Below are 10,167 nucleotides of genomic sequence, written 5' to 3'. Positions count from 1 at the left end.
GCGGCGGAAGATCGGGTCCGACAGGGGCACCCCGATGACGCCCGCCGCGGTGAGGACGATGACGACGCTGCCCGCGAGGAACCAGACGCCGGCAGCCCACGACGCCCACCGGACGGCGGTGAACTGGGCGAAACTCAGCACCCCCGGGGCACGGTTCTGCCCGGGAAGGACGAACGCGGCGAGGATCAGAAGCCCGATGGTGAGGGCTGCGGCGAGGTCGTGCACGATGCGGGCAACAGGCAGGCCGTAGGTGACGAGGTCACCAGGATCGACGATCAGCGTCTGCGTTGTGGCGCCGGTGAACAGCAGTGCGACGAGAGTCACGGCGACGGCGAGGGGTACGCACGCGACCAGCAGCGACCCGACGGGGCGCAGCGGCGGCAGCTGGGTGACACCGGTCTCGAGGTCGACGTCGTCGAGCTCGGGCGGCCGAGTACTCACGATGACTGCCCACCGCGAGGTCGCGGGCACAGAGAAAGAGGGAAGGGGAACACGGGAGACGTCCTGACAGGCGCCGACAGGCGGCACCGAACAGACCACCCACCACGGCCACATGAGCCACAGCGGGGGTCGAGATCACGGTCACACCCGGCACATCACCGACCTCCTGCTGGGTTGCGGCAGGGATGGTCAGGGGCGGGTGTGCGACACGCTGACACCCCTCAGAAGGAGACGTCGAGCGTCACGAGACGGCACCTGTGGTGTCGTCACGGAGTGACAGGTCAGGTGACGGCCGGCGGTCCGCGGTGAGGCTGGGTCGACCAGGCAAGACCTGAGTCATGGGGAACGAGACGTGCAGCCCGCGCCACGACGGCACGGAGCTTGACGGGCTTGACTACGAGCGCCAGGACGAGTCCCAGGGCGCAGACGACTGCCGAGACGCCCTCCCGAGCGAGTTCAGCCAGGGCCCGCACGGTTCGCTCTCCGAACCAGATGCCGACCACCGTCGCGACAGCGGCGACACCGTGCGCGATCCACATAGAGGGGCCGGCGTGCATCCCGGCCATCCCCGCCATCCCGGCGGCGTCACCGCTGCTGAGGACCAGGGCGTCGTGGCCGTGGTGTCCGCCACCGATCGCTGTCACGGCGGTGGTACTGGCGCCGAGGGAGAACAGGGTGTGGAACGCGAGCTGCGCGAACGCGACCGCGATCGACAGGCGGACGGCTGAAAGCTTCTTGCCCGTCACTGCGACAGCCAGCGGCAGCGCGAACGCCAGAGCGAGGCCGATCCCGAGGGCACCGGGTGCGGAGCCACCACCAGCGACGTGTGAGAACGCGGCAACGGTGAGAGCGAGAACGGTCGTCAGCGAACCACGAAGAAGACGTGACCACCTCGACCCCACGACGTTCTCCTCACCTGTTGCTGAACGCTTCCAGCTTACGGGGGGTGTTCCACGCCAAAGGGGCCGAAGGGGTTGGTGCAGCCGTCGGGTCTCTTGACTTCGAGTGACGGACCGCGAGGTGTCCGAAGAACGTCCCCTCATCGAGATCTGTTCCGGGCTGGCCTATTGAGACAGCCAAGGCCCCATAACGGTGGGGAGAGGCTGGTCCCAGGGGTTGTCCGGTGATCGATCGTTGATCGGGACGCCTCGTCATCCAAGGCCGAGGCAGAACGCCATCACGGCTTGCTGCACCGGGAGGAGTCCGGCTTTGAAGTTGTGCCCGACGAATGCGGGGTGTTCAACCGCGTCGGCACTCACCTCACGGCCGCGGACGAACGGTGGGCACGGGTTGAAGCGAACTCCTGCTGGCGCGAGGTCGAGGAGAGCCGCCGTGATCTGGTACGGCTCCAGGGCCTCAACGTGCGCACCGGGACCGTCCGAGAGGATCACGTCCGCTGACCGCACAGCTGTCTCCAGGTCGTCAGTCCACACAGCTCCCGGGGTTGCGAGTTCGGTCGGGCAGCATTGGATCAGGTCGAGTTGCAGGACGCGAGCGGCTTCCTGCCATGCCCTGGCGATGTTGCCCTCAGCGCCCACGAAGAGGAAGCGAAGCGACGAAATGTCCCCCCGCTGCCGCAAGGAGTAGAGGTCGGGCAGCACCTCGCACGGGTGGTTCTCGTCCGTCATGGCGTTCACGACCGGCATCGCATGAGCCGCGGCCAACGCTTCGACCACGGCGAGGTCATGGTGGCGCACCACAATAAGGTCGACCCAGTTATCGAGGTACTGAGCGACATCTACCAGCGCCTCTGGCTTGTCGAGCGTCGTGTCCGGAAACACGATCGGTTCAAGCCCCATCAGCGAAGCTCCCCGCTCGAACGTGACCCTCGTACGCAGACTCGAAGGCGGAAAGAACATCACTGCGGAGCCCTTCACCGTTGGTCCCCGGCCCTCTCGGTACGCGTCAGCCAGGTCGAAGACCGCACCGACGTCAGATGAAGACCAGTCATCGAGCCTGACGAGAGAACGCATCCCACCACCGTAGAGACTGCCCGGAGCAGGATCGGCTGCCGGACTTCTAGTGTGGGGCGCATGCGACCGGATAGAGATCGACGACAAGGCAACCTGGCCCTTGTTGCGGCTCTCGTCGTCGCTACGGCCGGGGCAGCAATCTTGGTTTGGTTCGTCAATTCGACCGGCGGAGTCAGCGCGCTCTGAGTCAGCTCGCGCACCCCGGCATCTCAGTCCCGAACGTGCCCGGTAGGAGATCCCTTACCGCGCCGGCCGGTCGGCCTCATGACGTCAGCTCGAGGCGCGGCCGAGGATGTCGACGATCGTGGCGAGTTCCGACGGGGCTTCGAGATGCGCCAGGTGCCCCTGGCCACCGAGCACGTGCACGGCGGCGTCCGGCAGGAGGCCAGCGATGCCCTCGAATGTCGTCCCGTAGGGCGCCTGTCCACGGTTTCGCTCCCCGACGATCAGGTCGACGCGCTGTGCTTGCTCGGCCAGCCCCGCAGGCCGAGGCGCGTCGTTGATCGCGCGGGTCTCTGCGTGGATGGGGGTACTCAGGCGTCGCAGCTCCGGCCAGACAGCATCGTCAGCCCGCAGGCTCTCAATCACCGCATCGGGCATGCCCGCGACTTCGCGCAGCGCGACCTCGACGCTCACGTCCAGATCGCCGGCATCATGTGCCCGCTCTAGTCCCGGAAGGGCAGCCGCACCGAAGGGGGCCATGATCGGCTCGTACCCGATCAGGTGCGGCACGGCGTGCTCGTTCGCCGCGTGCAGCGCGATCAGGGCCCCGTAGCTCCAGCCGAAGAGCGTCTGCACGGTGGGCAGGCGCCGGAGGGCCGTCAGGGCATCCTCGACCTCAAGCTCCAGCGAGTATTCCTGCGTCAGCGGGCCAGATGGGTGTCGACCCCGGCGGTTCAGCACGGCCACAGCAGACCACCCCTCCAGCCTTTGCGCGACTGCCGCCCACGAGGCTGCATCAGCCATGACACCCGGGATCATCAGGATCGTGGGCCCCTCTGCGTTGCCGTAGATGTCGACCGCGATCTCGCTGCCGCGGACGGGGACACGGTTCTGAATCATTTGCTCCATAAACTCATTATGGGGCAGTTGTCCTAGAATGTCTGCATGGCCGACAAGTCACCGGGGCGCCCTCGAGAGTTCGACCGAGACGATGCCCTTCGTGCAGCCGCGACCCTGTTCTGGCAGTACGGCTTCTCGGGTACGTCGACCAGGGCCCTTGCGACGTCGCTCGGGATCTCGAGTTCGAGCCTGTACGCCGCGTTCGGGAGCAAGGCCGACCTCTTCGACGAAGCTGTCCGGACCTACGCGCTGCGGTACAGCGCCGTGTACGACGTTGCCCTCGCCGAGCCCACTCTCGCCCAGGTCATCTTCCGGCTGCTCGCTGGATCGATCCGCGAGTTCGTGCGGACCGACGACGGTCACCCCGGTTGCCTGACGAGCAGCGCCGTCATGGTCGACACCTCCGCCACTCTCGACGTCCGTACGTTCGTCACCGATCTCCAACGCCGCGACGAAGGACGCCTCCGGGATCGCATCGAGCGCTCCGTGCTCGCCGGCGACGTCCCCCCAGGCATCGACGCCGCCACGTTGTCAGGTCTCGTGCAGACGTTGTGGCACGGCCTGTCCACGCGAGCGGACCTCGGTGCCGACGTCACGGAGCTCACCTCCACGGCCGAACTCGCCGTCGCCCTTCTCTCGCTCGAGCGGTCAGCAGGCGTGTCTCGTTAGACGATGGTTCACCAGGACATGACAGGCTGCGGCAATGACTGACTCGCCCGTTGCTCGAACGACTCTGATGGATCAGAACCTCGGCGCCGTGGCCAGCATCTCGCACGTGGAGGTGCGCCGAATCTCGATCGCGCCCGCGACGACCGGCGGTGCGCACACGCACAACGGGCCGGTTTTCGGAACGATCGAGAGGGGCTCCGTCACTTTTCAGATCGGCACGGGCACGGAGATCGTCTTGAGAGCTGGTGACGTCTTCTACGAGCCGGCCGGGGTCGTGGTCTCGAAGTTCGATACTGGGGACGAGCCCGTGGTGTTCCTCGGCTACTTCCTCCTCGAGGACGGCGCCGTTCCTGAGATCGATTTCACTTCGTAGGACTGTCCGATAGGGGCTCCTCATTCGAACGCGGCGAAAGACGGATCGTTTTCAGGGCGTGGGTTTGGGAGCTGATGGTCGACCTGGTAATTCGTGCGATCTGGTTCGTATCAGCTCGGGACCGGCAGCGGTTCGCCTGCCCTAGGAGGTCGGGCGATTAATTGAACGGTGTCCTCGAGAGAAACGTGGCCGGGGAAGTTGTACCGAGCGAACCGGCCAGAGGGATCGTCGCGGGAAATCGGCATCGCGATGGATGTCCGCCGGACTGCTTCGGCAAAGACCAGTCGTTGATCTTCGGGCAATGTGTGGCCTCGACGGTTCCGGAGGAACACTTCTGCTCGAGCGGGCTCCACCGATGTCAGACGCAGGGCGAGCGCGGGGTCACGTCGTCGAACGGGGAAGATCGCGAGCTGGGCCGCGTTCACAGAAGCTAGGGGCACCGCGTGATCGCGCACACGCAGCTCATTGTTCGCAAGGTTGACTTCAACTGGGGGCCAGCGTCGGTTGCGGATGATCGTCGTCGCGGCGAAGACCAGGATGAGGGCGCCCGCGAGGCCCCCCACGACGATCCAGATGGGAACGTGCCATCCACGAGCGAGGGTGACGGCGATGTTTCCGCCGTTGGCGGCGATCAGGAGGACAAAGAGCCACTGGAAGTTGCTCCACATGGTCCACCACCGTCGGTCCCCGATCTTCGTCCACCCTTGGGGCAGAGGCGAAGGGGCTGACTCGTTCGTGGGGTGCTCGTTGAAGGAGTCTGCTTCGTCGCTCATTAGGTGGACGCTAGTGGGTCAAGACCCATTGCTGGGTCCAGTCACAGTAGGGGACCCCGGGGGGACGGCCGTCCGCGGCACGGCCGATATGAAAGCATGAGTCATGACGTCAGACAACGCGCCAACAGACGGTCGGACAACGTGGCGAGTCATGCTCGTCCTTGCACTGCTCATCGCCGCTACGTCGGTCATCTTGATTGCTATCGACCCTCACCAAGGGGGCATGTACTTCACGCTGATCGGCATGCTCTGCTTGATCTGGGTGAGCATCACGAATCTGCGGCGACTCAAGTAGGTCGCTCGCCCGATAGGGGATCGCTTGCTGGGCTTCTCGCTTGCAGCGGGGTTGTGAGGTGTTCGTCGGCTGCCTACCGTGGTGGACATGAGCTTTCTTCTGGCTGGTCCGCTGGTTGCCGCGTCGGAGGGTCAGGCTGTGTTCTTCCCCGCTTCCTACAACTTCGCATGGGCCGCAGCCGTCGTTGCTGTTGTTGCAGGTGTGATCTGGATGATCGTGACGGTTGTTCGCTCCCCTTTGACGAGACTCGCTAAGGCTTTGTGGATTGCCGTGTCGATTGCCTTGCCCCTTGTCGGAGTGGTCACCTGGCTCGTTCTCGGACGAGATGCCCGACGGTCAGGCGCCGGCTCCGCGAGCTGACCAAGTCAGTCATGCTCGACCGTTGGCTGTCCCGATGGACGATACTCAGCCGGTGCGCTCGGCATAGTGGGCTGCTAGCTTCCGGGCATGACCTGGCCTGCCGTTCACATCTGCCGCTCGCTCGACCACGACGTCGCCGCCGTGTCCCGCGTCGCCGGGGATCCGGCGAACCTGCCAGCGTGGGCGACCGGTCTCAGCGCCGGAATCCGCCAGGAAGACGGACGGTGGATCACGGACTCGCCCATGGGGGTCGTCGAGGTGGCCTTCACTGGGCTTGTGGAGTTGGGGATACTCGACCACGACGTGACCCTTCCCGACGGATCTGTCATGCGGAACCCCTTCCGCGTCGTGGCCAACGACCAGGGCAGCGAAGCCATCTTCACCCTCTTCCGCCGTGACGGGATGTCTGAGGCGGACTTTCGGTCCGATGCTGAAGCGGTACGCGGTGATCTAGACCGGCTCGCGGTGCTGCTCCACAAGCGCCTCCCTCGCGCCTGATAGACGATTCTCGAGAGAAACGGGCCTGAGGGTTGTTCGGCCGGGAGGTATGTTCTCGGCATGACCGAGCGTTCACAGGACGGCCGTGTGATCGTGCGGGTCTTTCCCGACTACGCCGGGACCGTGCTCTGGTCCGGCGGGGCGGTCGACTACGAAGAGGCCCACCTGTCGCAGGAGCTCGAGGGTGATCTACAAGCATGGGAGTCGTTCCACCGATCGCGCCTCGATCCCGACCGCCCGACCCACACGACCCAGGATGCGTACGACTTCGCCGTCACCGGTCGCGCCCTCGCCGGGCAGCTGTCCGAGGAGCTCGGGCGCGGTGTCGAAGTCCACCTCATCGTCGAGGGACGTCAGGTTTTCCGATCAACGGAAGCGCCCCTCAATCCCAGGGCAGCCAAGGCCTTCCATGCCCGGGCCGAGCGGCAGGCTGCGGAGGCGCGCGCTCTCATCGAGAAGGTCGATGGCGGCCGTTGGTATGCCTACAACCCCGTTTCAGGGAGCCGCTTCTACCCCGGTCCAGCGCGTTCAGACGACAACGCCCGGGCCCATCCGTGACCCGTAAGAAAGGGCCCAAATCTGATTGGTTGAATATTCAGAGCAATTGAATATAGTGGGGGCATGACCCAACCAGAGATGCGCGAGCCAACGATGCTCGTCCTGACCTCACTCGCCGGCGGGCGAAAGCACGGTTACGCACTGATCGCCGATGCGGCAGAACTGTCCGGTGGCCGAGTCCAACTCAAGGTAGGCACTCTCTACGCCGCACTCGACCGGCTCGTGGAGCAGGGGCTCGTCGCAGTGGCTGGCGACGAGGTGGTCGACGGGAGGAACCGCCGCTACTTCGAAGTCACCGCCGAGGGCATCGACGCACTCCAGGCCACGGCAAGCCGTCTGGAAGCGAACGCCGCGGCGGCCCGTGCGCGGATCTCGGAATGGCGGCCGCGAGGTATTGCCGGCCAGGTGCAGTCCGGAGGTGTCTCGTGAGCGCAGTTGGCATGGATCGTCAGCACTTGGAGCAGCGATATCGACGACAGCTCCGGTGGTATCCGGGGCGTTGGCGCCGAGAGAACGAGGACGCGATGGTGGGGACGCTGCTCGACATGGCGGAGGAAGAAGGGCGCGAGCGCCCTCGCCGGGCAGAGATGCTCGACCTGGCTATCCACGGGCTCGGCGCCCGCCTCTCCGCGGTGTTCCCGGCTACCTCCCGGGACCAGGCTGCGAGCTTCGCTCTCGCAACAGGAGTGGCGTGGTCACTGCTCTACTTCATCGTGCAGGACTGGATGCCCTGGAATCCCGGGGCCCATGCTTTCGCCCTCGATCCGTTCGGCCCGTTCAACAGTGCCGGCGTCCTGGTCACGGCGCTGTGGGTTCTGGCCGGGGTGTTTGTTCTTGCCAGGCGCGGCACGGCCGCCAGGTTCAGCCTTCTGGGGGCCGCCGCACTTGCCGTCGTCCTGATCCTCGTGCAGACGCCGTCCTCGTCTGAGTACGCAGTGGTGTATCCGAGCCCTGACCGGGTGACGTTCGTCCTGCTCGCAGGTCTCGGCCTCATCGCTGCCGTGGGCAAGCCGCACCGGAAGTGGACCACGGCTGCCTCAGCCACAGGCTGGTTCGCTGCGTTGTCCGGCGCGCTGCTCGTCATGAACCAGCTGGACAGAGTCTCGGTTCCGCTGGCTGCCGGGCGACCGGGTTGGTGCGACTTCTTCAACCGCTACCTCTGGGCCGGCGGCCTCCTGGCCCCCGGTGTGGTGGGCATCCTGGTCGTGGTTGCCTTGTCCGCCGCCGTCGCTTTCCGAGTCACAGGGCACCGCCTTGGAGGCGCGCTCGTCTTGTCGGCCGTGCCCTGGGCCGCCAGCGTCTTGGTCAACTGGGCGACCTACCTCGGGGGTGACCCCTCGGCCGTTGTCATGGCTGTATTCATGGTCGTGGTGTGGGTTGCGCTTTCGCTTGCGGCCCTCACGTTGCGACCCCGAGCAAGGCAGGAGGGGCAGGCTCATGGAGCGCCAGATCCGGCCTGACGACATCGACATGCCACCAAACTCAACCCATCGACATCAGTCATTGGCTAACGCAGGGTGATGCGGCAGATCGGTAACTGAGATCGTTAGGGCGAATTCGTAAACGGTGCAGGTTAGGAGATCGGCGATCGAGACGAGCCAGCGTGCATTTCGTGAACCTGGCGGTCAGCCGATGACGGGGCGGTCTTCTGGGTAGTCGTAGAGCAGCGTCCGTCGTCGGACCGCGAGTGCCGACGCGAGACCGATGGGGCCGACCCGGCCGGCGAACATGAGGGCGGCAAGGACGTACTTCCCGAACGGGTCGAGCTCTTGGCTGAGTCCGACGCTGAGGCCGCAGGTGGCGAAGGCGGAGATCACTTCGAAGAGGATGCGGTCGAGGGGTTCGTCGCTGACCGTCATGATGAGCGCGGTCGCGGCGAGGACGAGGGTCGCGCCGAGGAAGATGACGCTGATCGCGACGCGCAGGGCTGCCTCGGGGACGGTGCGGCGGAAGACGCGGACGTTCTTGTCTCCCTTGCCCTCGGCAGCGATCGCGAGGAACAGCAGCGCGATCGTCGTGACCTTGATGCCGCCCGCCGTGGAGGCGGACCCACCGCCGACGAACATGAGGGCTTCGGTGGCGAGGAGAGTGATGGGGTGGGAGGCGCCGGTGTCGACGAGCGCGAAGCCGCCGCTGCGCATCATGGTAGAGGCGAAGAGCCCGTGGACCAGTTTCTCGCCCGGCGGGAGGTCGCCGATGGTCGCCGTGTTGCCCCACTCGAGGAGCGTCCACACCGCAGCTCCCACGATCAGGAGTCCGGTGGTGACCGTCACGGTCAGCTTCGTGTGGAGGTTCCAGCGTCGGAGGTGGGTCTTGTGGACCATGAGGACCATGAAGACGGGGAAGCCCAGGCTGCCCACGAACACCCCGACCATGAGAGGGACGATGATGGCCGGGTCGGTGGCGAACTGTTCGAGACCCTGAGCGTGGGTGACGAAGCCGGCGTTGTTGAAGGCCGAGACCGCGTAGAAGACACCGTGCCACGTGCCCGAGGCGAACGACCCCTCCCGGACGATGAACGCGGGCACGAGCACGAGCGCGAGAGCCGCCTCCACGACGACCGTGGTGAGCACGACGATCTTGAGCAGTGACTGGACCTCGCCGAGCTTGCTGGTGCCGATGCCTTGCTGGGCCATGATCCGCCCGCGTACGCCGAGCTTGTGCGTGACGGCCCGCGACAGGAGGAGCGCGATGGTCACGATGCCGAGGCCGCCGACCTGGACCCCGGCGAGGATGACGACCTGGCCGAAGAAGGACCAGTGAGTTGCCGTGTCGACGGTCACGAGCCCGGTGACGGTCATCGCGGACACCGCGGTGAAGACCGCGTCGTGCAGCGGGGTCCTCGTGCCGTCGGCCGTCGCGACGGGGAGTGCGAGCAGGGCGGAGAAGAGCAGGACGACACCGAGGAAGATCCCCAGCGCGACCAGTGCAGGCGAGCGGCGCAGGACTCCCTGCGAGAAGGCAGCGATCCGAGCAGGAGCGGCGGTGCCCTTCGTCTGCGTCGTCACCGGCCCCACAGTAAGGCACTCCCGCCGCCAATTCGACAGACGCACGTGACACCGAAGGGAGGGACGAGGGGGAGGCGCCTCAGGCTCACTACGCTTCGGTGCGTTCCCGTATCGGAGCCCATGTCCGTCCTCCGGCGGAAAACGACCTCGACCGGCT

General features: G+C 65.9%; 13 protein-coding genes and 1 pseudogene. 8 read left to right on the top strand and 6 right to left on the bottom strand.

All coding sequences use genetic code 11. From position 1 onward, the window contains the following. The 4 genes and pseudogenes from HRF36_RS15455 to HRF36_RS15440 form a co-directional block, all read right to left on the bottom strand. Nucleotides 1-441: pseudogene (locus HRF36_RS15455) on the bottom strand (hypothetical protein); the annotation flags it as partial. Between the two features lie 281 nt (nucleotides 442-722). Then, on the bottom strand, nucleotides 723-1,343 hold the full coding sequence (locus HRF36_RS15450) for a hypothetical protein (RefSeq protein ID WP_173211463.1): 621 nt from the start codon (nucleotides 1,341-1,343) through the stop codon (nucleotides 723-725). A 249-nt stretch (nucleotides 1,344-1,592) separates the two neighbouring features. After that, nucleotides 1,593-2,414 carry an ornithine carbamoyltransferase gene (locus HRF36_RS15445; RefSeq protein ID WP_173211462.1) on the bottom strand — a complete coding sequence of 274 codons (822 nt, stop codon included), beginning with the start codon at nucleotides 2,412-2,414 and terminating at the stop codon, nucleotides 1,593-1,595. A gap of 270 nt (nucleotides 2,415-2,684) precedes the next feature. Further along, nucleotides 2,685-3,476, bottom strand: coding sequence for an alpha/beta fold hydrolase (locus tag HRF36_RS15440; protein ID WP_217271369.1), 792 nt, complete (start codon nucleotides 3,474-3,476; stop codon nucleotides 2,685-2,687). Nucleotides 3,477-3,521: 45 nt separating this feature from the next. On the opposite strand from HRF36_RS15440, the gene HRF36_RS15435 reads away from it, so the two are divergent. Both HRF36_RS15435 and HRF36_RS15430 read left to right on the top strand, forming a co-directional pair. Continuing rightward, nucleotides 3,522-4,145 (top strand): TetR/AcrR family transcriptional regulator, encoded by a 624-nt coding sequence (locus HRF36_RS15435; protein WP_173211460.1) that lies wholly within the window; start codon nucleotides 3,522-3,524, stop codon nucleotides 4,143-4,145. A 34-nt stretch (nucleotides 4,146-4,179) separates the two neighbouring features. Further along, nucleotides 4,180-4,518, top strand: coding sequence for a cupin domain-containing protein (locus tag HRF36_RS15430; protein WP_173211458.1), 339 nt, complete (start codon nucleotides 4,180-4,182; stop codon nucleotides 4,516-4,518). Nucleotides 4,519-4,628: 110 nt separating this feature from the next. Here the strand turns inward: HRF36_RS15430 and HRF36_RS15425 are convergent, their stop codons facing one another. After that, a complete protein-coding gene (locus HRF36_RS15425) occupies nucleotides 4,629-5,291 on the bottom strand; it encodes a hypothetical protein (protein ID WP_173211456.1) in 663 nt (220 codons plus the stop codon). A gap of 151 nt (nucleotides 5,292-5,442) precedes the next feature. On the opposite strand from HRF36_RS15425, the gene HRF36_RS15420 reads away from it, so the two are divergent. The 6 genes from HRF36_RS15420 (at nucleotide 5,443) to HRF36_RS15395 (ending at nucleotide 8,462) form a co-directional block, all read left to right on the top strand. Beyond that, the gene (locus HRF36_RS15420) at nucleotides 5,443-5,586 is read left to right on the top strand and encodes a hypothetical protein (RefSeq protein ID WP_173211454.1); all 144 of its coding nucleotides are present in this window, start codon (nucleotides 5,443-5,445) and stop codon (nucleotides 5,584-5,586) included. Nucleotides 5,587-5,673: 87 nt separating this feature from the next. After that, nucleotides 5,674-5,946, top strand: a complete 273-nt coding sequence (locus HRF36_RS15415; RefSeq protein WP_173211452.1) for a PLD nuclease N-terminal domain-containing protein — start codon at nucleotides 5,674-5,676, stop codon at nucleotides 5,944-5,946. 87 nt (nucleotides 5,947-6,033) lie between these two features. Continuing rightward, complete coding sequence (locus HRF36_RS15410; RefSeq protein WP_173211450.1) at nucleotides 6,034-6,444, top strand: SRPBCC family protein; 411 nt, start codon at nucleotides 6,034-6,036, stop codon at nucleotides 6,442-6,444. Between the two features lie 60 nt (nucleotides 6,445-6,504). Next, nucleotides 6,505-7,002, top strand: a complete 498-nt coding sequence (locus tag HRF36_RS15405) for a hypothetical protein (RefSeq protein ID WP_173211448.1) — start codon at nucleotides 6,505-6,507, stop codon at nucleotides 7,000-7,002. A 63-nt stretch (nucleotides 7,003-7,065) separates the two neighbouring features. After that, on the top strand, nucleotides 7,066-7,431 hold the full coding sequence (locus HRF36_RS15400) for a PadR family transcriptional regulator (RefSeq protein WP_173211446.1): 366 nt from the start codon (nucleotides 7,066-7,068) through the stop codon (nucleotides 7,429-7,431). A 95-nt stretch (nucleotides 7,432-7,526) separates the two neighbouring features. Beyond that, on the top strand, nucleotides 7,527-8,462 hold the full coding sequence (locus HRF36_RS15395) for a hypothetical protein (protein WP_173211444.1): 936 nt from the start codon (nucleotides 7,527-7,529) through the stop codon (nucleotides 8,460-8,462). Between the two features lie 165 nt (nucleotides 8,463-8,627). Here the strand turns inward: HRF36_RS15395 and HRF36_RS15390 are convergent, their stop codons facing one another. Then, nucleotides 8,628-10,010 (bottom strand): potassium transporter TrkG, encoded by a 1,383-nt coding sequence (locus tag HRF36_RS15390; protein ID WP_173211442.1) that lies wholly within the window; start codon nucleotides 10,008-10,010, stop codon nucleotides 8,628-8,630. Nucleotides 10,011-10,167: the final 157 nt, after the last annotated feature.

It is taken from the genome of Frigoribacterium sp. VKM Ac-2836 (assembly GCF_013248995.1).
GTDB lineage: Bacteria > Actinomycetota > Actinomycetes > Actinomycetales > Microbacteriaceae > Frigoribacterium.
Note: the sequence above shows the minus strand (reverse complement) of the source record. Positions and strands in the feature narration are given on the sequence as shown.